Below are 23,678 nucleotides of genomic sequence, written 5' to 3' on the forward strand. Positions count from 1 at the left end.
TGGCCCAGCTGGCGTCAGGCCGCGCCGTCGTTGTTGGTTGCCGCGTTGCCGGCCACGGCTGTCGAGCCGTCCGCCCCCTGCAACCGCACCGTATGGACTTCAATCGGACCTGCTGAACTCTTGTCGAACTCGATCCCTGCGTCGACGCCGATGCGGGCAACCTCCCCCGCATCCAGCTCCGGACGGTCATAGACCGCGTGCATCGCGCCCAGCGCATAGTTGCGCCCCGAGCCGATGCCCCAGAACCGGTCGAACGAAAACACCTCGCGGTAGGAATAGACACCGAAGATGCCGGCCGGATTGGCGATCAGGCAGACAATCTGCGACGACTCGTAGGGATCGTCCTCGTCTTCCTTGGTGTTGATGAAGTACTCGGTCTTGAGCCTTTCATGCACCTTGAGGAAAGTCCGGAACACGTCGTCGCGCGATCCCAGGCGGCATTCGTCGCCCATGCCCGACAGCAGATTCCGCATCACCGGGAAGTGCGCCGTGGTCCCGGCCAGCGCAATAAAGCTGTCGCCGACCGGAAACACCTTCTGGTTGCGCTCATAGGCCCGGGACAGCCGCGTGTCGCCAAAGGTGACCAGCGCGTCCGCCGCGATCGCCACCTCGGCGCCCTTCTTCACGACAACACAGGTAGTCATGGCTCGCCCCAATCGTTCAGCGCAAGCGCACCGCTGTTCGCACACCGGCAAAGCCGGTGTGCGTTGCGGCCGCTTAGAGCAGGATCCGGCGGAAGTCAGCCAGAAGTTGCGCGAAGTACGTGTTGAAGCGGGCCGCTTCGGCGCCGTCGATCACGCGGTGATCCCACGACAGCGACAGCGGCAGCGTCAGGCGCGGCACGAACTGCTTGCCGTCCCACACCGGCTTCTGGTACGACTTGCACACGCCCATGATGGCCACTTCCGGCGCGTTGATGATCGGCGTGAAGTACGTGCCGCCGATGCCGCCCAGCGACGAGATCGAGAAGCAGCCGCCCTGCATCTGGTCCGGCTTGAGCTTGCCGTCACGGGCCAGCTTGGCGAGTTCGCCCATTTCCTGGCCGATCTCGATCACGCCCTTCTTGTCGGCATTCTTGATCACCGGCACCACCAGGCCATTGGGGGTGTCAGCGGCAAAGCCGATGTTGAAGTACTTCTTGTAGACGATGTTGTCACCGTCCAGCGAGGCGTTGAAGCTCGGGAATTTCTTCAGCGCAGCCACGGCAGCCTTGATCATGAAGGCCAGCATGGTCACCTTGGTGCCCTGCTTCTCGTATTCCTTGTTCAGCTGGACACGGAAGGCTTCCAGTTCGGTGATATCCGCTTCGTCACAGTTGGTGACGTGCGGGATCATGACCCAATTGCGGTGCAGGTTGGCGCCGGAGATCTTCTTGATGCGCGACAGCGCCTTGCTTTCGATTTCGCCGAAACGGGTGAAATCGACCTTCGGCCATGGCAGCAGGTTGAGCTCGCCACCCGTGCCGCCAGCGGCAGCCTGGGCCGGCGCTGCGGTCTGGCCGCTCATCACGCCCTTGACGAAGCTCTGGACGTCTTCCTGGGTGATACGGCCCTTGGGGCCGGTGCCGGCCACGCGGGACACATCCACGCCGAGTTCGCGCGCGAACTTGCGCACGGACGGGCTGGCGTGGGCGGCCTTGCCGGTCACGCCGGAAAGCGCAGCGGCCGGGGCCGCGGCGGGAGCCGGAGCGGCAACCGGTGCGGGCGCCGGAGCGCTGGCGGCGGCCGGGGCCGGTGCCGCAGCGGCGGCAGCCGGGGCCGGGGCGGCAGCCGGGGCCGCGCCTTCAAGGATCAGCAGCAGCGTGCCCTCGGACACATTGTCGCCAACCTTGACCTTGACTTCCTTGACCACGCCGCCTTGCGGCGACGGCACGTCCATGGTCGCCTTGTCGGATTCCAGCGTCACCACGGCGTCTTCGGCCTTGATGGTGTCGCCGGCCTTGACGTGGACTTCGATGACGGGAACGGCGTCGTAGTCGCCGATATCGGGGACTTTCACCTCGATGGTGCCACCGCCGGCGGCAGGCGCTGCGGCGGGGGCCGGCGCTGCTGCAGGAGCGGGTGCCGGCGCGGCGGCGGGCGCGGGAGCGGGAGCAGCCGCGGCCGGTGCCGGCGCGGCGGCGGCCTGGCCAGCCGCTTCCAGCATCACCAGGACGGTGCCTTCGGACACGTTGTCGCCCACCTTGATGCGGACATCCTTGACCACGCCGCCCTGCGGCGAGGGCACGTCCATGGTGGCCTTGTCCGACTCCAGCGTCACCAGCGCGTCTTCCGCGTTGATGCTGTCGCCGGGTTTCACGTGCACTTCAATGACGGGAACGGCGTCGTAATCGCCGATGTCCGGCACCTTGATTTCAATCGCTTGACTCATTCAGTGTCTCCTGGGCAGGCCGGCACGCGCGTTCATCCGCAGGCGACGAGGTTACCCTCGTCGCCCGCTTCTGTCACGCCGCCATGCCGCAAGACGCTACCGGCTGTAGCCGGGGCGCCCGCGGCACGGCGTCGCCGTACTGCTGGGGGGTTGGTGCAGGCTGCCGGATCAGACCGACATCGGGTTGGGCTTGCTGGGGTCGAGGTTGTACTTCTTGATTGCCTCGGCCACCTTGTCGCGGCCGATCGCGCCCTCGTCGGCCAACGCCTTGAGCGCGGCCAGCGTGACCCAGTGGCGATCCACCTCGAAGAAGTGACGCAGCTTTTCGCGGGTATCCGAGCGGCCGAAGCCGTCGGTGCCCAGCACCACGTAGCGTCGCGGCACGAACGGACGGATCTGTTCGGCAAACGCACGCACATAGTCGGTCGAAGCGACGACCGGGCCGCGGGCCGATTTCAGGCTCTTGGCCACATGCGATTCGCGCGGCGTTTCGGTCGGGTGCAGCAGGTTGAAGCGCTCGACATCATGGCCTTCGCGGGCCAGCTCGGTGAAGCTCGGGCAGCCCCACAGGTCCGATTCCACGCCCCAGTCCTTCTTGAGCAGGTCGGCGGCGGCGATCACCTCGCGGAAGATCGTGCCCGAGCCCAGCAGCTGCACGCGCGGTGCGTTGCTGTTCTCCACGCCCTTGCGGAACTGGTACATGCCCTTGACGATGTCCTTCTCTACGCCAGCCGGCATGGCCGGGTGCTCGTAGTTTTCGTTCATCACCGTCAGGTAGTAATAGATGTCTTCCTGTTCCGCGTACATGCGGCGCAGGCCGTCCTGCATGATGACCGCCAGTTCGTACTGGAAGGTCGGGTCGTACGAGATGCAGTTCGGGATGGCGGCGTGGAATACGTGCGAGTGGCCGTCTTCGTGCTGCAGGCCTTCGCCGTTCAGCGTGGTCCGGCCGGCGGTGCCGCCCAGCAGGAAGCCGCGCGAACGCATGTCGGCAGCGGCCCAGCACAGGTCGCCGATACGCTGGATGCCGAACATCGAGTAGTAGATGTAGAACGGGATCATCTGCACGCCGTGCGTCGAGTACGACGTGGCGGCGGCGATCCAGTCGCACATGGCGCCGGCTTCGTTGATGCCTTCCTGCAACACCTGACCAGTCTGCGATTCCTTGTAGAACATCAGCTGGTCATGGTCTTCCGGCACGTACTTCTGGCCTTCCTGGTTCCAGATGCCGACCTGGCGGAACAGGCCTTCCATGCCGAAGGTGCGCGACTCGTCCGGGACGATGGGCACCACGTGCTTGCCGATCTGCTTGTCCTTCAGCAGCGTGTTCAGGATCCGCACGAAGGCCATGGTGGTCGACACCTCGCGGCCTTCGCCGGTGGGCTTGAGCAGCGCGTCGAAGGCGGCCAGCTCGGGCACGGGCAGCGCCTCGGCCTTCTGGCGGCGGGCCGGCAGGTAGCCACCCAGGTTCATGCGCGCCTGGCGCATGTATTCCAGTTCCTTCGAGCCTTCCTCGAAGGTCAGGTACGGCACCTCTTCGAGCTTGTCATCGGGCACCGGAATGTTGAACTGGTCGCGGAACTTGCGGATCGCGTCCAGCGGCATCTTCTTCTGCTGGTGGGCCACGTTCATGGCCTGGCCGGCGTCGCCCATGCCATAGCCCTTGATGGTCTTGGCCAGGATCAGCGTGGGCTGGCCCTTGTGTTCGCTGGCAGCCTTGTAGGCGGCGTAGATCTTGTGCGGATCGTGGCCGCCGCGGTTCAGGCGCCAGATGTCGTCGTCGGACCAGTCGGCCACCATCGCCTTCAGTTCAGGCGTGTTGAAGAAGAACTCGCGCACGTAGGCGCCGTCCTTGGCCTTGAAGGTCTGGTACTCGCCGTCCACGCATTCCATCATGCGCTTCATCAGCAGGCCCTTGGTGTCGCGCGCCAGCAGGGAATCCCACTTGCTGCCCCAGACCACCTTGATGACGTTCCAGCCTGCGCCGCGGAATTCCGATTCCAGTTCCTGGATGATCTTGCCGTTGCCGCGCACCGGGCCGTCCAGGCGCTGCAGGTTGCAGTTGATGACGAAGACGAGGTTGTCGAGTTTCTCGCGGCCGGCCATGCCGATCGCGCCCAGCGATTCGGGTTCGTCGGTCTCGCCGTCGCCGAGGAAGGCCCAGACCTTGCGGTCGCCGGCCTTGGCCAGGCCGCGGCTGTCGAGGTACTTCATGAAGCGGGCCTGGTAGATGGCCATGATCGGGCCCAGGCCCATCGACACCGTCGGGAACTGCCAGAAGTCCGGCATCAGCCACGGGTGCGGGTAGGACGAAATGCCCTTGCCGTCCACTTCCTGGCGGAAGTTGTCGAGCTGGTCGGTGGTCAGGCGGCCGAGCAGGAAGGCGCGCGAATACACGCCCGGAGCCGAGTGGCCCTGCACGAAGACCAGGTCGCCGCCGCTCGCTTCCGACGGGGCGCGCCAGAAATGGTTGTAGCCGACGTCATACAGCGTGGCCGCCGAGGCGAACGACGAGATGTGGCCGCCAACGTTGGTGTGCTTGTTGGCGCGCAGCACCATCGCCATGGCGTTCCAGCGGGTGTACGAGCGGATGCGGTGCTCAACGTCCTGGTCGCCGGGGATGCGGGCCTGTTGCTCGACCGGGATCGTGTTGATGTACTGCGTCTCGGCGTGGAACGGCTGGGTCACGCCATTCACGCGTGCGTATTCGATCTGCTTGTCGATCAGGAACGCGGCGCGCGAGGGACCCTCGGCGGCGAGGACGCCCTGCAGGGCGTCCAGCCATTCATGGGTTTCCTGGGGGTCTGCATCGTTGGCGCTGGACGCGCCGAGAATCTGCTCTGGTACAGCTGACATGACTGTCTCCTGGTGAATTCCTGCCCCCGCTCCCGAGCTGCTGGCTTCGGGCCGGGGTCTGACGGGTTGACTCGCGGATGCGGCGCTGCCGCGCCTTGCATCGGGCCGCCGCCGGGGGCTCTGTTCCGAACCCTCCGCGCGGCAGGCGCATGGCTACCGCCCGCATTTATTGGTCGAGCCGATTCTATGGAAGCAGAAAGTGCAACACAAGCGAAATTTTCAAATTGCGATATCGTTTCTTACAATGTGAAATATTGCGGCAGCGCATCAAGAAACACATCGATCCCGGCAGGCCGCAACCCGCAAGCCGCGCCGCCAGGACCGGCGACACCGTATTTTCATAGGCGCTTTCCCCAAGCGACGCACCGCAATAATCCCGATACACTGGTCGGTCAGCCGTCAATCCCCGTCATGTCGTTTTTCGATCGATTCCTTTCCAGCCTGCGCGCAGCCATTCTTCCCCCCACCGCTTCGGGCACGGCCAAGGCGACCGGAGGCGATGCCGCGCACGCCGCCCCGCCGCACAGCACCCTGGGCGCGCTCGAGACGCTGGCGGCCGGCGACGACGGCGGCACCGTCACCGCCCCGCCGCGCGGGCTGTGGTGGCTGCGCTGGCGCAACCTGGTTGCAACCAGCTGGTTTATGTTCATTCCGCTGGTTGCCATTGTGCTCTTCACGGTGGCGATGGGCGTCATCCTGTGGTCCCTGCATGAAACCGAGCGCCAGCAGCAGCGCGACGCGCTGTACCGCGACGCCGCCTGGGCGCAGCAGCGCGTGCGCCTGTCCCTGCTGAGCAACCAGGACCAGCTTGCCTCGCTCGCGCGCGACATTGCCGCCGCGCAGCTGGAGCAAGGCGCGTATCGCACCGCGGCACAGGAAATCCTGCGCGAGAACCCCGAGATCGTCTTCATCAACTGGCTCGATGCCACGCGCCGCGGGCGCTGGTCGCTGCCATCCACCTCGGAATTCGCCGGGCGGCTGCGCGAAAACGCGGACCAGCCGCTCGAGCCGGAAGTGCTCGACACCTTCGACGCCGCGCGCGAAACCCAGCGCGTGGTCTACTCGCGCCCGCTGGTCAACGACCGCGGCGACAGCTTCATGCTGGTGGAAGTGCCGATCGTGCGCGACAACGAGTTCCTCGGCACGCTGGGCGCGCTGTACTCGATCAACGGCATCCTGACCCACCTGCTGCCGCCCGAGCTGACCGAGCGCTACCGCTTCTCGCTGATCGACAAGAACAACCAGATCCGCGCCAGCACCTCACTGCGCCCGGTGCCGGGCAATGCGCTGTCGTACGAGGTGCTGCTGGATCCGCCGGGCCATTCGCTGTCATTGCGCGCCGACGCGTATCCGCCGCCGTCCAACCTGCCCAACAACATGCTGCTGTGGCTGGTGGTGGGGCTGTCCTGCTTCCTGCTGTGGAGCCTGTGGAGCATGTGGCGGCACACCAGCCGCCGCTCCGAGGCGCAGCGCGCGCTGCTGGCCGAGACCTCGTTCCGCCGCGCGATGGAAAACTCGATGCTGATCGGCCTGCGCGCGCTGGACCTGAACGGACGCATCACCTACGTCAACCCGGCGTTCTGCCGCCTGACCGGCTGGCAGGAGAACGACCTGGTGGGCCGCCTGCCGCCCTTCCCCTACTGGCCGCCCAACGACCAGCAGGAGATGCAGAAGCAGATCGACCTGACCCTGCAGGGCAAGTCGCCCGCCGGCGGCTATGAAATGCGCGTGATGCGCCGCGACGGCAGCAGCTTCTTCGCCCGCATGTATGTCTCGCCGCTGGTGGACAGCCGCGGCCGCCATACCGGCTGGATGAGTTCGATGACGGACATCACCGAGCCCAAGCGGGCCCGCGAAGAACTGGCCGCCGCGCACGACCGCTTCACCACCGTGCTGGAAAGCCTGGACGCCGCGGTCTCGGTGCTGGCCACCGACAAGGCCGAGCTGCTGTTCGCCAACCGCTACTACCGGCAGCTGTTCGGCTGGGAAGCCGAAGGCCACATGAAGCTGGCCGGCGACGACCTCGACAAGGAGCAGGTGTCGGGCGACAACACCGACTACGTCGACGGCTACGCCGGCCTGCCGGCGTCGGAGCTGATGCCATACACCTCGGATGCGCGTGAAGTCTTCGTACCCGACATGCAGAAGTGGTTCGAAGTGCGCCGCCGCTATATCCAGTGGGTGGACGGCCACCTGGCGCAGATGCAGATCGCCACCGACATCACGGTGCGCAAGGCGGCCGAGGAAATGGCCCGCCAGCACGAAGAACGCCTGCAGTTCACCAGCCGCCTGACCACGATGGGCGAGATGGCCTCTTCGCTGGCGCACGAACTCAACCAGCCGCTGGCCGCGATCAACAACTACTGCATGGGTGCGGTGGCGCGCCTTCATTCGGGCCGCAGCACGCCGGAAGATCTGATTCCGGTGCTGGAGAAAACCTCGGCACAGGCGGTGCGGGCCGGCACCATCATCAGCCGCATCCGCGGCTTTGTGAAGCGCAGCCAGCCACAGCGGCGCGAGGCGTCGCTGCACGACATCGTGGCCGACGCCGTCGGCCTGGCCGACCTCGAAGCCACGCGCCGGCGCGTCACCATCCTGACCCGCCTGCCGCCCCCGCCGATGCTGGTGTACGTGGACCCGGTGCTGATCGAGCAGGTGCTGGTCAACCTGCTCAAGAACGCCGTGGAAGCCATGTCCGGACTGCCTGCCCTGCGCGCCGGCGGCGTGGTGCGCCTGCACGCGCGCGTCGAGCCGGGCGAGTTCGGCAACAACGTGCACATCGACGTCATCGACCAGGGCCCGGGCGTGGACGAGGCTACCAAGGAACGGCTGTTCGAGCCCTTCTTCAGCACCAAGTCCGACGGCATGGGCATGGGCCTGAATATCTGCCGCTCGATCATCGAGTCGCACCAGGGCCGCCTGTGGGTCGAGAACAACATCGACGGGATCGGCTGTACGTTTAAAATCATGCTGCCGCTGCAGCCGGGGATGACGGAGCAATAACCCCACCTCGGTAGGGTGCGCAGGCTGTTACATCGCGCCCGGCCCGGTTACACTTCGCAGCAAATGATTTGTTGTCCCAGGAGACTTCATGACCGCAACGCCAAACCCCACTCCCCACCGCGGCGAGACCGTATTCATCGTCGATGACGATGAAGCGATGCGCGACTCGCTGACCTGGCTGCTGGAGGGCAATGGCTATCAGGTTCGCAGCTTCAGCAGCGCCGAGCAGTTCCTCTCCGCCTATGACGCGGGCCAGGTGTCTTGCCTGATCCTCGATGTCCGCATGCCGGGCATGAGCGGGCCGGAACTGCAGGAGCGGATGATCGCCGAGAACATCGACATCCCCATCGTCTTCATCACCGGCCACGGCGACGTCCCGATGGCGGTCTCGACCATGAAGCGCGGCGCGATCGACTTCATCGAGAAGCCGTTCGACGAGTCCGAACTGCGCGCGCTGGTCGAGCGCATGCTGCAGAAGGCGCGCACCGACCATTCCGCCGCACGCGAACAGCGCGCCGCCAAGGACCTGCTCGGCAAGCTCACCACGCGTGAGCAGCAGGTGCTGGAGCGCATCGTGGCCGGCCGCCTGAACAAGCAGATCGCCGACGACCTGGGCATTTCCATCAAGACCGTGGAGGCGCACCGCGCCAACATCATGGAAAAGCTCAACGTCAACACGGTGGCCGACCTGCTGCGCCTGGCGCTCTCGCGCAACAGCTGAGCGGCCGCTGCGCCCCTGCCTGCGCCGGCCTGGTCCGGCGCAGCGCCCCCTCCTCTCCTCCCTGCAGTCAGTCCCGCAGATATTCCTCGTCGCGGAACGTGACCACCCATTGCGGCTTGTAGACCACAAAAATCGCCACCAGCATCCCGGTCAGGAAGGCCTCGCCGAACGCGAGGATGACAGTCGCCGCCAGTGTATCCGCGAAGCTGAACGGCAACCCGGGCGCCATCCAGTAACGCCACCCCGCCTCGGCCGCACCGGCGCCCAGGGCAGCAAGGCCTGCGGCGAAATAACCGTGTCCCAGGATAAAGACGAACGGATGCCGCGGCAGCAGCCTGCGCATGATCGCCTGCAGACCGGCTGAAATGAACGCCGGCAGCAACGCCAGCCACACGTAGCGCACCCACAGCGACGCCCAGTCAAACTCAGCCCAGTCGTGGCCGGCGAGATACTCGAGTCCGAACAGCGAGACCAGGTCGACAATAAACAGGGAAACCACCGCCAGCGGAAGCCCGAACAGCGTCACCAGCAGCGTGGCGCCAAGCAGCTGGATCACCACGCCGCCGACCAGGGTGGCGCGAACAGTCCACAGCAGCGCCACCAGCACCATCGCGCCAAGCCACGCGTTCTGCAGGGCATGGCGCCGCAGCAGCCGCCATGGCTGGCGGCTCAGCGCCCAGCCAAGCCCGAACACAGAGGCGATGACCAGCCAGGGATCTGACAGCAGGGACGGGAGTGCGGTGTGCATGGGCCGATGCTACCAGCGCTGGCGGCATCTGCGGCTTGCATGCGATCAAGCCGCCATCGAGCCCCTTGAGGGCCGCCTTCACCCCTTATAATTCGCCTTTGCATCCGCGCCAGAGTCCGGCTCTGAGTTCGCCTTTCTTCACCTCCCGGCCCATTTCCCCATGTCTGCCCAACTGATCGACGGCAACGCCCTTGCCAAGCAAATCCGCTCCGAAGCCGCCCTGCGCGCCGCCCGCCTGACCGAGCGCGGTCACCGGCCCGGCCTGGCCGTGATCCTGGTCGGCGAAGACCCGGCCAGCCAGGTCTACGTGCGCAATAAGGTCAAGGCCTGCCAGGACAATGGCTTTCACTCCTCGCTCGACCGCTACCCGGCCGACCTGTCGGAGGCGGAACTGCTGGCCCGCATCGACGCGCTGAACCAGGACCCGAACATCCACGGCATCCTGGTGCAGCTGCCGCTGCCCAAGCACATCGACAGCCACAAGGTGCTGGAGGCGATCGCCCCGGAAAAGGATGTCGATGGCTTTCACGTCGCCAATGCCGGCGCGCTGATGACCGGCGCTCCGCTGTTCCGCCCCTGCACGCCCTACGGCTGCATGAAGATGCTGGAATCGGTCCAGTACCCGCTGCGCGGCGCGCGCGCCGTGGTGGTGGGCGCCTCGAACATCGTCGGCAAGCCGATGGCGATGCTGCTGCTGCAGGCCGGCGCCACCGTCACCATCTGCAACAGCAAGACCCGCGATATCGGCGCCCACACGCGTGAAGCCGACGTCATCGTTGCTGCCGTCGGCCGCCGCAACCTGATCACCGCCGACATGGTCAAACCGGGCGCGGTGGTGATCGACGTGGGCATGAACCGCGACGACAATGGCAAGCTGTGCGGCGACGTCGATTTCACCGGCGTGCGTGAAGTGGCCGGTTACATCACGCCGGTGCCGGGCGGCGTGGGCCCGATGACCATCACCATGCTGCTGGTCAATACGCTGGAAGCCGCCGAGCGCGCTGCCGGCTGAGCGGCCGCAGCATCACCCGGGGCATTGGAAAAATCCTGCCCCGGCCCAATCTGAGGGACATTGCCCCAATCGAGGCCAGCCAACCGAGAACCGCCATGGACCAAGCCGCCAACGCCACTAACCCGCTCCTCGACTTTTCCGACCTGCCCCGATTCGCCGAGATCCGCCCCGAGCACATCGGGCCGGCGCTCGACGTCCTGCTCGAACAGGCGCAGGCCGCGGTCACGCGCGCCGAAGATCCCGCCACCACGCCCGACTGGGCCAATGCCGTACAGGCGCTGGAAGCCGCCACCGAGCCGCTGGGCCGCGCCTGGGGCGTGGTCGGCCACCTGAGCGCCGTCGTCGACACGCCGGAACTGCGCCAGGCGCACGCCGAAAACCTGCCCCGCATGACCGAGTTCTGGTCGTCGCTGGGACAAAGCCTGGCGCTGTACGAAAAGTACAAGGCGCTGGCCGCCAGCCAGGAGTTCGCGGCCATGAGCGCGGCGCGCCACCAGCTGATCGAGAACGAGCTGCGCGGCTTCCGCCTGGGCGGCGCCGAGCTGCCCGAAGACAAGAAGCCGCGCTTTGCCGAGATCCAGGAGCAGCAGGCGCAGTTGTCCAAGGCGTTCTCGGACCATGTACTGGACGCCACCAACGCCTACGCGCTGTACGTCGAAGACCCGGCGCGTCTGGCAGGCTTGCCCGAAGATGCGAAGGAAGCCGCCCGCCACGCCGCCGAGAAGGAAGGCAAGGCGGGCTGGAAGTTCACGCTGCATTTCCCGTCCTATTTCCCGGTGGTGCAGTACGCCGATGATCGCGCGCTGCGCCAGACCATGTACGAGGCGAGCGTCACGCGTGCTTCCGAACTGGCGCAGCAGTATGGCCAAGGCAAGGCCGAGTGGGACAATACCGCCAACATGCGCGAGCAGCTCTCGCTGCGGCGCGAGGAGGCCCAGCTGCTCGGCTACAACTGCTATGGCGAAGTGTCGCTCGTGCCGAAGATGGCCGAATCGCCCGCCGAGGTGCTGAAGTTCCTCGATGAACTCGCCGTGAAGGCGCGCCCCTATGCCGAGAAGGACTGGGCCGAACTGAAGGCGTTTGCCGCCGCCGAGCTTGGCATTGCCGAACCGGCGCCATGGGACGTGGCCTACGCCTCCGAAAAGCTGCGCCAGCAGCGCTACGCCTTCTCGGAACACGAGGTCAAGCAATACTTCCCCGAGCCGAAGGTGCTGGAAGGCCTGTTCGGGGTCGTGCAGAAGCTGTTCTCGGTGCGCATCGAGCCCGAGCCGGCGCAGACCTGGCACAAGGATGTGCGCTTCTTCCGCGTGACGACGCCCGACGGCGCCCTGCTCGCCCAGTTCTACATCGACCTCTATGCCCGCGAAGGCAAGCGCGGCGGCGCATGGATGGACGATGCGCGCGGACGCAAGCTGCTGGCCGATGGCCGCGTGCAGACGCCGGTGGCCTACCTGACCTGCAATTTCTCGGCGCCGGTGGGCGACAAGCCCGCGCTCTTCACGCACGATGAAGTCATCACGCTGTTCCATGAATTCGGCCACGGCCTGCACCACATGCTGACGCAGGTGGGCGAGCTGGGCGTGTCCGGCATCAACGGCGTTGAGTGGGATGCGGTCGAGCTGCCTTCGCAGTTCATGGAAAACTTCTGCTGGGAGTATGAAGTGCTGGCCGGCATGACGCGCCACGTCGACAGCGGCGAGCCATTGCCGCGCGCGCTGTTCGACCGCATGCTGGCAGCCAAGAACTTCCAGAACGGCATGATGACGCTGCGCCAGATCGTGTTCTCATCGTTCGACATGCACCTGCATACCGACTTCGATCCGCTCGGCGGAAAGTCCGTGCTCGGCCTGTCGCGCGAGATCAACGACCACGTGCACGTCGTGCCGCAGCATCCGCTGTCGCGCTGGCCCAATACCTTCAGCCATATCTTTGCCGGCGGCTATGCGGCGGGGTACTACAGCTACAAATGGGCCGAAGTGTTGTCCGCCGATGTCTATGCTGCGTTCGAGGAAGCCGCCCAGCTGTCCGGCACCGTGCTCGACAGCGAAACCGGCGCACGCTACCAGCGCGAAATCCTGTCCGTCGGCGGCAGCCGGCCGGCCATGGATTCCTTCGTCGCCTTCCGCGGACGCGCGCCGCAGATCGACGCGCTGCTGCGCCACGGCGGGATGGCGGCATGAGCGCGGCGCTGCCTTCCACCGGCCCGCTGCGCATTGCCAGCTGGAACGTCAACTCGCTCAAGGTGCGCCTGCCGCAGGTGCTGCAGTGGCTGGCCGAACAGGAGCAGGCCGGCGCGCCCATCGACGCGCTGTGCCTGCAGGAACTGAAGCTGCCGGACGACAAGTACCCGCTGGCCGAGCTGGAGGACGTTGGCTTCCACAGCGTCTACACCGGACAGAAGACGTACAACGGCGTGGCCATCCTGGCGCGCAATGCCACCATGCCGGTCGCCACCGACGTGGTGCGCAACATCCCCGGCTTCGAGGATGTGCAGCAGCGCGTGATCGCCGCCACGTACGGCGATCTGCGCCTGGTCTGCGCCTATTTCCCCAACGGACAGGCGCCGGACTCGGACAAGTTCGTCTACAAGCTCAAGTGGCTGGAAGCGATGACGGCCTGGCTGCGCGAGGAGATGACGCGCTATCCGCGGCTGGCGCTGCTGGGCGACTTCAATATCGCCCCCGAAGACCGCGACGTGCACGACCCCAAGAAGTGGGAAGGCCAGAACCTGGTTTCGCCGCAGGAGCGGGCCGCCTTCGCGGCGCTGGTGGAGCTCGGCCTGGCTGACGCATTCCGCAAGTTCGAGCACCCCGAGAAAGCGTTCTCGTGGTGGGACTACCGCATGCTGGCGTTCCGCCGCAATGCGGGCCTGCGTATCGACCACATCCTGCTGTCGCCGGCGCTGACCAGCGGCTGCACCGCCTGTGTGATCGACCGCGTGCCGCGGACCTGGGAACAACCGTCCGACCATACGCCGGTGGTAGCCACACTCAACTGCGGCTGACGCAGTTCCTGCAGAAAGCAATCACCGCGAGCCGGGAGCATTTGCGGCTCGCGGCGGCGCCCGGCTGCGGCTACACTCCCCCCATGACCTCGGCCATGCTCCGCCATCGCAATCTTCCCCATCTGTTGCTGCAGGCGCGCGAGCACCTGCTGGCCGGCTTTCGCCCGATCCTGCGGCAGTTCGGCGTCACCGAGCAGCAATGGCGCGTCATGCGCACGCTCAACGAGCGGGGTCCGATGGAACCCAACCAGCTGGCCGACGCCTGCCTGATCCTGAGTCCGAGCCTGACCCGGATGCTGGCCAGCATGGAAGAAGCCGGCCTTGTCCTGCGCGAACGCTCCGCGACCGACCAGCGCCGCCAGCTGATCAGCCTGACAGGCCATTGCCGGGGGTTGATCGCGGAAATAGAACCGCTGATCGATGCCCGTTACGGGGAACTGGAGCAGCAGGTCGGCACCGAGCAGCTTCGCCAGGTCTACGGGGCGCTCGACGATCTGCTGGGCAGCTTCGCGCCACTACCGCCGGGCGGGACTACAGGCAGCGAGAGCTGACGGGCGGCATCGCGCGCCCGTCTCAAGGACTGGAACGAGCCGCTGAAGCGCGCGCCCCGCTGCCCGTATCGCTTATCATGAGCGCAGACACCAACGACGCCAGCGGCCACGTAGCCGCGGCGCTTCAGCACTCCGCCTTCATGCACCCCATCGCGCACGGCGCCGGCCCCGATAGCCGACCACTCTTTATCGCCCCATGACCGTGCCCGCCAACGGCCATGACCACGGCCTGCGCCGTCTTTTCCGCTGGAGCCAGCGCGTCAGCGCGGCCACGCTGCGCGCGGATCTGATTGCCGGCCTGCTCGGCGCCGTGCTGGTCCTGCCACAAGGCGTTGCCTTTGCCACGCTGGCCGGGCTGCCGCCGCAGTACGGCATCTATACCGCCGTCGTGCCGTGCATCGTCGCCGCGCTGTTCGGGTCGAGCTGGCATGTGATGTCGGGGCCGACCAATGCGAATTCGCTGGCGCTCTTCGCCATGCTGAGCCCGATCGCCTTGGCCGGGAGTCCCGCCTACATCAGCCTGGCGCTGGGCGTGACGATACTGGTGGGCGTGCTGCAGCTGGCGGTGGGCACCTTGCGGCTGGGCTCGCTGGCCAACTTCATCTCGCCGTCGGTGCTGCTCGGCTTCACCTGCGGAGCCGCTACGCTGATCGGCCTGTACGCGCTCAAGGACCTGTTCGGACTGGCGGTGCCGACCGGCACCAGCGCCTTTGGCGTCGTGCGCTTCCTGTTCGGCAACCTTGATGAAATCAACTGGGGCGCAGTCACGGTGGGCGCGGTCACGCTCGTCGCGACGCTACTCTGCAAGCGCTTGTGGCGCCGACTGCCGTTCATGCTGCTCGGTCTGCTGGCAGGCTATGGCGTCGCCCTGCTGCTCAACACCACCGGCTGGGGCGGCGGCCACCACGTCAATGTGGTCGGCCCGATTCCGTCGGCCATTCCGCCTTTCCATGTGCCGGACATATCGTGGCGCGCCGTGCCCGACCTGCTTGGCATTGCATCGGCGCTGACCATCGTTGCACTCGGCCAGTCGATCTCGATTGCCAAGGCGGTGGCGCTGCGCTCGGGCCAGCACATCGACGCGAACCGAGAGTTCATCGGCCAGGGCCTGTCCAATATCGCCGGCGGCTTGTTCTCTGGCTATATTTCTTGCGGCTCGCTCAACCGCTCGGTCCCGAACTTCGAGGGCGGCGCCAGGACGCCGCTGGCGGCCGTGTTTTCCGCGCTGCTGCTGGTGGCGCTGGTCAGTGTCAGCGCACCGCTGCTGGCGCAGATTCCACTCGCCGCCATTGCCGCCATGCTGATGCTGGTGGCCTGGGGCCTGTTCGATTTCGGTCGGTTCCGCCGCATTGCCAGCCTGAGCCGGACCGAGTTCGCCATTGCGGTCGGCACCTTCGCCGCCACGCTGGTGATCCGGCTCGAGATGGCCGTGCTGCTCGGCACGATCCTGTCGCTGGTGGCCTACCTGTATCGCACTTCGCGCCCCGCGGTGCGCAGCCTGGTGCCTGACGCCGACGATCCCGGCCGGCGCTTCACGCCATTGGACGAACTGCAGCGCCCGCAGCCCGAATGCCCGCAACTGAAGCTGCTGCGCATGGAAGGCGCCATCTACTTTGGCGCGGTCCAGTACGTGACCGACCGGCTCCACTGGCTGCGCACGGTCAATGCCAGCCAGACCCATCTGCTGGCGATGACCAAGAGCATGAACTTCATCGACCTGGCCGGCGCCGAGATGTGGGAAAGCGAACTCGCCGAGCGCCGCGCAGCCGGCGGCGACCTCTACTTCCACCGGCCGCGCACGCAGGTACTGCAGACCTGGGAACAGACCGGCTTCGGCGCGAAGCTGGGGCCTGATCATGTTTTCTCGACGAAGCGGCAGGCGCTTCACACGATCATCGGACAGCTATCACCGGAGATCTGTGCCCAGTGCAGCGTGCGGATTTTCGAAGAATGCGCGCAGCGTCCGGGAACCGGGCCGTCAGCGCACGCGACTGGTTCGCCGCAAGTCTGACCGCGCAGCGGTTGCCCTTCGGCGGCATGCTTCCAATGCAATGCGCCGCGAAAGCGTCACAGAAACAGGCTACGAAATTTCGGGATGAGCCGGATTCGCCGGCGGGAACCGGCACGGCTGGTGAAGCGGATTTGTGGCCAGCGAGGCTGGCGATGACCGGAGATGGGCGCCCACGGCATGCCGACGGCGGACCGGGGCATCCATCCGGATCAGACTGGCGCCACGTGTGCGCGCTTGACGACGATCGGTTGCGGGACGCCCTGCTCGATCAGCACCACTGCCGCACGTTCGATCGTGTCGCGACCAGCGCGGAATGCTTCTTCCAGTGACAGTACCTGGTCGGCGCTGAAGCCCTCCCAGAGTGCTTCGCGTGTCACCACGCAAGTCACCTTCTCACCATTGACAATCGCCTGGAACAGCAAGCCTTCGTTATTGATGTCGTAGCGCTCTTGCTCTTGGAATTTGATATCCATCGGTGCAGCCCTCCATATGCAAGTGGAGAAACATCCTAACATGGCTCGGGCGATTCGTATGGAATGAGCCCATGCGAAAGCGCTCAAATGGATGACCGGGCCGACCCCATCGAAGTTCCACGGGCAGACACGGGCAGGCTTCGCCGCACGCGATGGCGGCAACGCACCTTGTCGGTACGCTCGCCCGCGGATCTCGCGTGAAATGCGCCCATCATCGACAAGTATTTGACAACGCCAAAAATAATGATAGAATCTCTTTCTTCGTTGGGGCGTTAGCTCAGTTGGTAGAGCAGCGGACTCTTAATCCGTAGGTCGAGTGTTCGAGTCACTCACGCCCCACCAGCGAATTCAGAAAGGCCGGAAGCAGCAATGCTTCCGGCCTTTTGCTTTTCTCCTCGCGCCTTCGCACTCGGCGGGCGGGTGCGCCGGGCACCCCTGGTGCCCGCCTGTTCAGACGCCGCTGTCGCGGGCGCGCTCGAACAGGGTCCGCGACAGCTGCCGGTGGCGCGACAGGACGCTCGGCAGGTCTGTCGTCAGCAATTCGCCGTCGCGCACCACCACGCGCCCGTTGATGACACTCGTCGCCACATTGGCTGGCGTGCAGAAAACCAGTGCCGCGACCGGATCGTGCCCACCGCCGGCAAAGCCGACCGCCGACATGTCGAATGCGACGAAGTCCGCCGACATGCCCGGCGCCAGCGCGCCGATATCGTCACGATTGAGCACGCGCGCGCCGCCAAGCGTGGCAATCTCCAGCGCCTCGCGCGCACTCATGGCCGCGGGCCCGAACCCGACACGCTGCAGCAGCATCGCCTGGCGTGCCTCGCCGAGCATGTGTGCACCATCGTTGGAAGCACTGCCGTCCACGCCCAGCCCGACCTTGACGCCGGCATCGCGCATGGTCCGGATCGGCGCGATGCCCGAAGCCAGCCGCATATTGGAGCACGGGCAATGGGCCACGCCCGTGCCGGTGCGCGCGAACAGGGCAATCCCCTCTTCATCGAGCTTGACGCAGTGGGCATGCCAGACGTCATGGCCGACCCAGCCAAGATCCTCGGCGTACTGCGCCGGCGTCAGGCCGAATTTTTCGCGCGAGTAGGCGATATCGTTGTCGTTCTCGGCCAGGTGCGTATGAAGCGAGACGCCATAGTGACGCGCCATCAGCGCCGATTCGCGCATCAGGTCGCGCGACACCGAGAATGGCGAGCACGGCGCCAGCACCATGCGCAGCATCGCGTGGCGCGAGCCGTCGTGGTACTGCTCCACCAGCCGCTGGCTGTCACGCAGGATGGCGGCCTCTTCTTCCACCACCACATCGGGCGGCAGTCCGCCCTTGCTCCGGCCGACGCTCATCGAGCCGCGCGCAGCGTGAAAGCGCATGCCCATTTCCTGCGCGGCAGCAATTGAGTCGTCCAGCCGCGAGCCGTTGGGATACAGGTAGAGGTGATCGCTCGTGGTCGTGCAACCCGACAGCATGAGCTCGGCCATCGCGGTCTTGGTGGACACCCCGATCATCTCGGGCGTGAGATGCGACCACAGCATGTACAGGTTGGTCAGCCACGAGAACAGCTCGGCATCCTGGGCGGCGGGAACCGCACGGGTCAGGCTCTGATACATATGGTGGTGCGTATTGACCAGGCCGGGGATCACGACGTGGCCGCGCATTTCGATCACCTGCGCCGTGCCCTCGTCGATCATGCGGCGATATTCCAGCGGCAGATCAGACGTCGCGCCGACCCACTGGAGCGCCGGGCCATCGGCCACCAGCGCGCCATCGGGTATTTCGCGCCGCTGGGCGTCCATGGTGACGAGGACGTCGGCGTTCAAGGCAATCAGGGTCATGGTTGATATCCGGCTGCAGTGGTAGTTGGCACAGGCAGTCTACGGTGTACCGCCGTCATCCCCAAAGCATAGAATTTCGCCCAATGTGTCCACAAAATGTGGACATACCCACTTGATGCTAGTGCGCCTGCGCGAACAGGGCGGCCAGTGCCGAAGCAACCGTGCCGGCCATCAACTCTGCGGCCGCGCTCAATTGCCCGCGCGCACGCGACACCAGTGCCAGGGTCTGGCGCCGCAGATGCCGGTCGCGCAGCGGCACAAAGACCAGTGCCTGCCTGGCCCGCTCCTCCATCACATCCAGCGGGTTCAGCAGGGCAATCCCCGAGCCAAGCATAACCAGACGCTGGATCAGCGCAGTCGAGGTCGATTCGGCAGTTGGCGATACCTCAATGGCGTTACGCGCAAAGGCGTCGTCAAGGATCGAACGGATCGACAAGGACCGCGCCGGCAGGATCAGCGGATATCCCACGCACTCGCTCAACATCGTTGACGGCTGCGCCGCCAGCGCATGCCCTGGCGGCACTACCGCGCCGATCTGCCAGTCGCTGGTGGCAATCGTGCGGAAGGCCGGGACCTCGGGCAGGTCATAGCCAAGGCCCAGGTCGGCGTCGCCCTGCTCCACCGCGGCGATGATTTCCAGCACCGGCAGGTCAACCACGCGGACCACGATCCCCGGAAAACGCTGCCGGAAATCATGGACCAGCGAGGGCATCAGCGAGCCCGCCAGGCCGGCAGTCGCCGCCACCGTCACTTCGCCGCGCCGCGCGCCCTTGAACTCTTCGATCCGGTCGCGCAGCGCATCGTGCTCGCGCAGGGTCTGCCGCACATGGGCAAGCACCATCTCGCCCAGGGGCGTCAGCCGCAGGCGCTTGTTGATCCGCTCGAACAACGGCGCACCGAGTTCCGCTTCCAGGTCGAGGATCTGGCGATTGACCGCGGTCGGCGCCACATGCAGGGTCTCCGCGGCTTTCCGGATCGAGCCGCGACGAACGACTTCGTCGAGATAGCGCAAGACTCTGGCGTGCATGAGCGAGTACTCCCGGCAATGGATTGCCGCGCATTGTAGCCGCCCCGACCGCAAGAAAAGTGCGGCAAGCTATTGCGTCTTAATCGATACCTTGCTACAATCTTTTTCTTCGTTGGGGCGTTAGCTCAGTTGGTAGAGCAGCGGACTCTTAATCCGTAGGTCGAGTGTTCGAGTCACTCACGCCCCACCAGCGAATTCCCGAAAAGGCCAGCCTGCACAGGTTGGCCTTTTTCATTTGCGCGCGCCATCGGCGCACGGCATTGCCCTGCATTTCTTGATACGCGGGTTCTCACCAATTCCGTTTCCCGCCCTTTCCCTGTTGAATGGCCACCGGCGCACATTGTGGAACATGGTTCCGTATCGCGGAACAAACCACGGTGTGCCGGCCGCCTTCCCGCAAAATGGCCAGGCGGCCCGGTTGTGCCAGCAGCGGGCAGACACTGACGGCGCCGGGCGATCGCATCGCCCCACAGAACGCCTGCAGCCGCTTGCTGGCCGGAATCAGTGAAAGAAGAACGGAGGCACCCTTGAAAGCATTTATCCACGCAGGCACCGCCGCCTGCATTATCGCCCTTGGCCTGACGCAGCCCGGCCTGGCCCAGGCCCAGGCCCAGGCCTACCCGAACAAGCCGATCCGGCTGATCGTCCCGTTTGCGGCCGGCGGCACCACCGACATCGTGGCGCGCGCCGTATCCGACGCGCTGGGCCGCGAACTCGGCCAGCCTGTGGTGGTGGAAAACCGCGGCGGCGGCGGCGGCGTAATCGGTGCCGACGCCCTGGCCAAGTCCGCGCCGGACGGCTACACGCTGGGCATTGCCACCGTGAGCACCATGGCGACCAACCCCGCCACCAACGCCAGGAACCCGTACGACCCGATCAAGGACTTTGCGCCGGTCACCAACCTGGTCAATGTGCCCAATGTACTGACCGTGAACCCGAAGGTGCCGGCCAAGACCCTGAAGGATTTCGTTGCACTGCTGAAGGCCAATCCTGGCAAATACAGCTACGCCTCGGCCGGCAAGGGAAGCATCTCGCACCTGGACGGCGAGCTGTTTAAGGACATCACCAAGACCGACATGGTCCATATCCCGTACCGCGGATCGGGCCCGGCGCTGAACGATACACTGGCCGGTCAGGTCAACGCGCAGTTCGACAACCTGCCGTCGTCGATGCCCCATATCCAGGCCGGCAAGCTGCGCGCGCTGGCTGTGGCGGCGCCGAAGCGCGTAGAAGGCCTGCCTGATGTGCCGACCTTCGCCGAGGCCGGCATGAAGGACATGAACAATATGGCCTGGTACGGCCTGGTGGCGCCGGCCGGCACCCCCGCCGCGATCATTACGCGCGTGCACGATGCCGCGGTAAAGGCCCTGCAGGACCCGAACGCCAGGCGCCGCCTGGCTGACAGCGGCGCCTATACCGACGGCAACACGTCGGCGCAATTTGCGGCGCAGATCAAGCGCGAGCTTGACCTGCGCAAGAAGATCGCACACGACCAGAACATCACACTGGAATAAGATCGCCTGGCGCGCTTCAGTGGGCGAAAATGCCGGTTGCCACACGTGGCTGCCGGCATTTTTTATTGGTGAGCCGGCCACTGCGCATTGGCTCGAACCGGAATCAGGCCTCTGGCGATATCTTGATCCAGGACAGGTTCCGGACCGCGCAGGACGCGTTAAATACAAGTAGAAGAAACTTTCACTTTGCGGACAAGCGCCGGCTCGGTACATTAACCGGGGATTCCGCTCAATTCGGCTCAACCGGATCGCACAGGCGCTGCGCGACCGTCACACGCGAGGATGAAGATGCTCAAAAAGACCGTTCCGACCCTGATCGTGGCTGCGCTCGCGGCCATCGGCACCGCGCAGCTTGCGTATGCGCAAAAGAACTACACGGAGGGCGGCGACCTTTACAGCGGCAGCCACACAAAGAAGGCAAGCCCGCACAAGAACGCAGCCAAGTCCGGCAAGTTCGATCCGTACACCGACGGCGCCAAGCAGTCGACCCAATCGGACCTGAACGCCAGCGGCAAGAAGTTTGATCCGAACACTGACGGTGCCAAGTCCGGCAAGTTCGACACTTACACCGACGGCGCAAAGGCCGCTGACGCCGACAAGGCCAAGTAAGGCGTTCTCACCACTGTCAAGAAAACAGCCCGCTTCGGCGGGCTGTTTACATTGCTGCACGGCCGAGGCAGGCGGCTCAGGCTGCCAGAGGCTGGACTGGCTGGGCCGGTCGCATGGTGCCTTGATCACGGTAGTGCAGGTGCCAGGACAGCGCTTCTTCCACCAGGTGCGGCGTATGGCCGCCATTGCGTGCGGCGCGCCGGAAATAATCGCACAGCAGCTCGCGATACTCCGGGTCGGCGCAATTGGCGATGATCTGTTGTGCTCGCTCGCGCGGCGCCAGCCCGCGCAGGTCGGCCAGGCCGTGCTCGGTGACGATGATGTCGACATCGTGCTCGGTATGGTCGACGTGCGCCACCATCGGCACGATGCTCGAAATATTCCCGCCCTTGGCGACAGACTTCGTCACGAACACCGACAGGTGCGCATTGCGCGCAAAGTCGCCCGAGCCACCGATGCCGTTCATCATGTGCGTACCGCTGACGTGCGTGGAATTCACGTTGCCGTAGATGTCGCACTCCAGCGCCGTATTGATGGTGATGAGCCCCAGCCGGCGCAGGATCTCCGGATGGTTGCTGATCTCCTGCGGCCGCAGCAGGACTCGCGAGCGGTACTGCTCCAGGTTCGACAGGAAGCGCTGGTAGACCTGCTTTGACAGCGTCACCGACGAGGCCGAGGCAAACGCCAGCCGGCCAGAGTCGAGCAGTTCGATGGTGCTGTCCTGCAGGACCTCCGAATACATCTTCAGGTCATGGAACGGCGAGTCGACCAGGCCGTGCAGCACCGCGTTGGAGATTGTGCCGATACCCGCCTGCAGCGGCTGCAGCGCCGGCGAGAGGCGCCCTGCGCTGACCTCGCGCGCGAGGAATCCATTGAGATGGCCGGCGATCTGGCGCGTGCCGGCATCCGGCGGCAGTGCATTGGACGGGCTGTCGTCCTTGGCGGTGATCACGATCGCGGCGATTTTCTCCGGATCGATCGGGATGTAGGGCAGGCCGATGCGCTGCTCTGCGGAAATCAGCGGAATCGGCTGGCGGTAAGGGCGCTGCACCGGGAAGTAGATGTCGTGCAGGCCCTCCAGCTCCAGCGGCATGTTCAGGTTGATCTCGACGATCACCTTCTTCGCGAGCATCGCGAAGCTGGCCGAGTTGCCCACTGACGTGCTGGGTATGATGCCGCCCTGCTCGGTGATGGCCACTGCCTCCACCACGGCCACATCGACCGGGGCAATCTGTCCGGAGCGCAACTGCTCTACCGTCTCGGACAGATGCTGGTCGATGAACATCACCTCGCCGGCATTGATCTTGCGGCGCAGCGTTTCGTCTGACTGGAACGGCAGGCGGCGCGCGATCACGTCGGCCTGTGCCAGCACCTTGTCGATATCGTTGCCCAGCGACGCGCCGGTCATCAGCGTGATGCGCAGCGGTTCGGTCGCGGCGCGGCGCGCCAGCGCGAAGGGCACTTCCTTGCAGTCGCCTGCCCGGGTGAAGCCGCTCATGCCTACCGTCATGCCGTCGCGGATCAGTGCAGCGGCTTCGTCGGCCGACACGACTTTATCGAGGAGCCTGGCCAGGCGAATGCGTTCCTTGTACATCATGATCTCCGTTCTGCCGGCCGCGGGCCCAACCCGCGCCGTGCGCCCCCTTCGCTCTTGGCATCGGGTGTTGGAAAGGCAGTGTAGCCAGCCCCGCCTATTCCCACATGGATTTAAAGTCATGGTTCCGAGTCGCTTTTCTCATGGAACACGAAGGAATGCACAAAGGCGACCGAAGGCATTCACTCGCCCGGCTGTGGCGCGCTCGCGGCAATTGGTGGCGCAGACGCCACTATGTCCCTGTGCGGCTGCAGGGAAATTGCTTGCTGACATACAGTCGCCGCGGCTTTCTGTTAGTGTCTGCGACATCAGGACGACTGGCCCCGGCAATGAGGGCGCGGCG

17 protein-coding genes and 2 tRNA genes are annotated in these 23,678 nt (G+C 65.5%); 11 read left to right on the forward strand and 8 right to left on the reverse strand.

The annotated features are described in order from the left end of the window. Window positions 1-14 precede the first annotated feature (14 nt). The 3 genes from RM96_RS00355 to aceE form a co-directional block, all read right to left on the reverse strand. Window positions 15-644, reverse strand: coding sequence for an MFS transporter (locus RM96_RS00355; RefSeq protein WP_039006465.1), 630 nt, complete (start codon window positions 642-644; stop codon window positions 15-17). 73 nt (window positions 645-717) lie between these two features. After that, entirely contained in the window at window positions 718-2,370 is a 1,653-nt protein-coding gene (aceF, locus tag RM96_RS00360) for a dihydrolipoyllysine-residue acetyltransferase (protein ID WP_039006466.1), read from the reverse strand. Between the two features lie 168 nt (window positions 2,371-2,538). Next, on the reverse strand, window positions 2,539-5,226 hold the full coding sequence (gene aceE / locus RM96_RS00365; protein ID WP_039006468.1) for a pyruvate dehydrogenase (acetyl-transferring), homodimeric type: 2,688 nt from the start codon (window positions 5,224-5,226) through the stop codon (window positions 2,539-2,541). A 411-nt stretch (window positions 5,227-5,637) separates the two neighbouring features. On the opposite strand from aceE, the gene RM96_RS00370 reads away from it, so the two are divergent. Both RM96_RS00370 and RM96_RS00375 read left to right on the forward strand, forming a co-directional pair. Continuing rightward, window positions 5,638-8,229, forward strand: coding sequence for a PAS domain S-box protein (locus tag RM96_RS00370; protein WP_039006470.1), 2,592 nt, complete (start codon window positions 5,638-5,640; stop codon window positions 8,227-8,229). Between the two features lie 88 nt (window positions 8,230-8,317). Next, complete coding sequence (locus RM96_RS00375; RefSeq protein WP_039006472.1) at window positions 8,318-8,950, forward strand: response regulator transcription factor; 633 nt, start codon at window positions 8,318-8,320, stop codon at window positions 8,948-8,950. 67 nt (window positions 8,951-9,017) lie between these two features. On the opposite strand, the gene RM96_RS00380 is transcribed toward RM96_RS00375, so the two are convergent. Next, a complete protein-coding gene (locus RM96_RS00380; RefSeq protein WP_039006473.1) occupies window positions 9,018-9,698 on the reverse strand; it encodes a hypothetical protein in 681 nt (226 codons plus the stop codon). Window positions 9,699-9,858: 160 nt separating this feature from the next. On the opposite strand from RM96_RS00380, the gene folD reads away from it, so the two are divergent. From folD to RM96_RS00405, 5 genes are all read left to right on the forward strand, one after another. Next, window positions 9,859-10,710: a bifunctional methylenetetrahydrofolate dehydrogenase/methenyltetrahydrofolate cyclohydrolase FolD gene (folD, locus tag RM96_RS00385; protein ID WP_039006475.1), complete on the forward strand. Its 852-nt coding sequence runs from the start codon at window positions 9,859-9,861 to the stop codon at window positions 10,708-10,710. Window positions 10,711-10,805: 95 nt separating this feature from the next. Further along, window positions 10,806-12,890 (forward strand): M3 family metallopeptidase, encoded by a 2,085-nt coding sequence (locus tag RM96_RS00390; protein ID WP_039006477.1) that lies wholly within the window; start codon window positions 10,806-10,808, stop codon window positions 12,888-12,890. Further along, the gene (gene xth / locus RM96_RS00395; protein WP_193752367.1) at window positions 12,887-13,714 is read left to right on the forward strand and encodes an exodeoxyribonuclease III; all 828 of its coding nucleotides are present in this window, start codon (window positions 12,887-12,889) and stop codon (window positions 13,712-13,714) included. The genes RM96_RS00390 and xth overlap by 4 nt, the downstream gene beginning before the upstream one ends. 95 nt (window positions 13,715-13,809) lie before the next feature. Continuing rightward, on the forward strand, window positions 13,810-14,265 hold the full coding sequence (hpaR, locus tag RM96_RS00400) for a homoprotocatechuate degradation operon regulator HpaR (RefSeq protein ID WP_238587024.1): 456 nt from the start codon (window positions 13,810-13,812) through the stop codon (window positions 14,263-14,265). Between the two features lie 196 nt (window positions 14,266-14,461). Continuing rightward, on the forward strand, window positions 14,462-16,276 hold the full coding sequence (locus RM96_RS00405; RefSeq protein WP_039006479.1) for a SulP family inorganic anion transporter: 1,815 nt from the start codon (window positions 14,462-14,464) through the stop codon (window positions 16,274-16,276). A gap of 209 nt (window positions 16,277-16,485) precedes the next feature. On the opposite strand, the gene RM96_RS00410 is transcribed toward RM96_RS00405, so the two are convergent. Next, on the reverse strand, window positions 16,486-16,749 hold the full coding sequence (locus RM96_RS00410) for a DUF1488 domain-containing protein (RefSeq protein ID WP_039006480.1): 264 nt from the start codon (window positions 16,747-16,749) through the stop codon (window positions 16,486-16,488). 266 nt (window positions 16,750-17,015) lie between these two features. Here RM96_RS00410 and RM96_RS00415 point away from each other — a divergent pair. Then, window positions 17,016-17,091, forward strand: a tRNA-Lys gene (locus RM96_RS00415). A gap of 108 nt (window positions 17,092-17,199) precedes the next feature. Here the strand turns inward: RM96_RS00415 and RM96_RS00420 are convergent. Both RM96_RS00420 and RM96_RS00425 read right to left on the reverse strand, forming a co-directional pair. After that, complete coding sequence (locus tag RM96_RS00420) at window positions 17,200-18,591, reverse strand: 8-oxoguanine deaminase (RefSeq protein WP_039006482.1); 1,392 nt, start codon at window positions 18,589-18,591, stop codon at window positions 17,200-17,202. A gap of 118 nt (window positions 18,592-18,709) precedes the next feature. After that, entirely contained in the window at window positions 18,710-19,618 is a 909-nt protein-coding gene (locus RM96_RS00425; RefSeq protein WP_039006484.1) for a LysR family transcriptional regulator, read from the reverse strand. Between the two features lie 114 nt (window positions 19,619-19,732). Between RM96_RS00425 and RM96_RS00430 the strand changes: the two genes are divergently transcribed. The 3 genes from RM96_RS00430 (at window position 19,733) to RM96_RS00440 (ending at window position 21,741) form a co-directional block, all read left to right on the forward strand. Beyond that, window positions 19,733-19,808 (forward strand) — tRNA-Lys (locus tag RM96_RS00430). Window positions 19,809-20,145: 337 nt separating this feature from the next. After that, window positions 20,146-21,132 carry a Bug family tripartite tricarboxylate transporter substrate binding protein gene (locus RM96_RS00435; protein WP_039006485.1) on the forward strand — a complete coding sequence of 329 codons (987 nt, stop codon included), beginning with the start codon at window positions 20,146-20,148 and terminating at the stop codon, window positions 21,130-21,132. A gap of 288 nt (window positions 21,133-21,420) precedes the next feature. Continuing rightward, window positions 21,421-21,741, forward strand: coding sequence for a hypothetical protein (locus RM96_RS00440; protein ID WP_039006547.1), 321 nt, complete (start codon window positions 21,421-21,423; stop codon window positions 21,739-21,741). A gap of 76 nt (window positions 21,742-21,817) precedes the next feature. Here the strand turns inward: RM96_RS00440 and RM96_RS00445 are convergent, their stop codons facing one another. Further along, window positions 21,818-23,335, reverse strand: a complete 1,518-nt coding sequence (locus tag RM96_RS00445) for an acetyl-CoA hydrolase/transferase family protein (RefSeq protein WP_039006487.1) — start codon at window positions 23,333-23,335, stop codon at window positions 21,818-21,820. Between the last annotated feature and the right edge of the window lie 343 nt (window positions 23,336-23,678).

It is taken from the genome of Cupriavidus sp. IDO, assembly GCF_000812465.1.
Classification (GTDB): domain Bacteria; phylum Pseudomonadota; class Gammaproteobacteria; order Burkholderiales; family Burkholderiaceae; genus Cupriavidus.

Excerpts from the sequence above, each read along its gene's own strand:
- RM96_RS00355 (WP_039006465.1), bottom strand. The coding sequence starts at position 644 with ATGACTACCTGTGTTGTCGTGAAGAAGGGCGCCGAGGTGGCGATCGCG.
- aceF (WP_039006466.1), bottom strand. The coding sequence starts at position 2,370 with ATGAGTCAAGCGATTGAAATCAAGGTGCCGGACATCGGCGATTACGAC.
- aceE (WP_039006468.1), bottom strand. The coding sequence starts at position 5,226 with ATGTCAGCTGTACCAGAGCAGATTCTCGGCGCGTCCAGCGCCAACGAT.
- RM96_RS00370 (WP_039006470.1), top strand. The coding sequence starts at position 5,638 with ATGTCGTTTTTCGATCGATTCCTTTCCAGCCTGCGCGCAGCCATTCTT.
- RM96_RS00375 (WP_039006472.1), top strand. The coding sequence starts at position 8,318 with ATGACCGCAACGCCAAACCCCACTCCCCACCGCGGCGAGACCGTATTC.
- RM96_RS00380 (WP_039006473.1), bottom strand. The coding sequence starts at position 9,698 with ATGCACACCGCACTCCCGTCCCTGCTGTCAGATCCCTGGCTGGTCATC.
- folD (WP_039006475.1), top strand. The coding sequence starts at position 9,859 with ATGTCTGCCCAACTGATCGACGGCAACGCCCTTGCCAAGCAAATCCGC.
- RM96_RS00390 (WP_039006477.1), top strand. The coding sequence starts at position 10,806 with ATGGACCAAGCCGCCAACGCCACTAACCCGCTCCTCGACTTTTCCGAC.
- xth (WP_193752367.1), top strand. The coding sequence starts at position 12,887 with ATGAGCGCGGCGCTGCCTTCCACCGGCCCGCTGCGCATTGCCAGCTGG.
- hpaR (WP_238587024.1), top strand. The coding sequence starts at position 13,810 with ATGCTCCGCCATCGCAATCTTCCCCATCTGTTGCTGCAGGCGCGCGAG.
- RM96_RS00405 (WP_039006479.1), top strand. The coding sequence starts at position 14,462 with ATGACCGTGCCCGCCAACGGCCATGACCACGGCCTGCGCCGTCTTTTC.
- RM96_RS00410 (WP_039006480.1), bottom strand. The coding sequence starts at position 16,749 with ATGGATATCAAATTCCAAGAGCAAGAGCGCTACGACATCAATAACGAA.
- RM96_RS00420 (WP_039006482.1), bottom strand. The coding sequence starts at position 18,591 with ATGACCCTGATTGCCTTGAACGCCGACGTCCTCGTCACCATGGACGCC.
- RM96_RS00425 (WP_039006484.1), bottom strand. The coding sequence starts at position 19,618 with ATGCACGCCAGAGTCTTGCGCTATCTCGACGAAGTCGTTCGTCGCGGC.
- RM96_RS00440 (WP_039006547.1), top strand. The coding sequence starts at position 21,421 with ATGCTCAAAAAGACCGTTCCGACCCTGATCGTGGCTGCGCTCGCGGCC.
- RM96_RS00445 (WP_039006487.1), bottom strand. The coding sequence starts at position 23,335 with ATGTACAAGGAACGCATTCGCCTGGCCAGGCTCCTCGATAAAGTCGTG.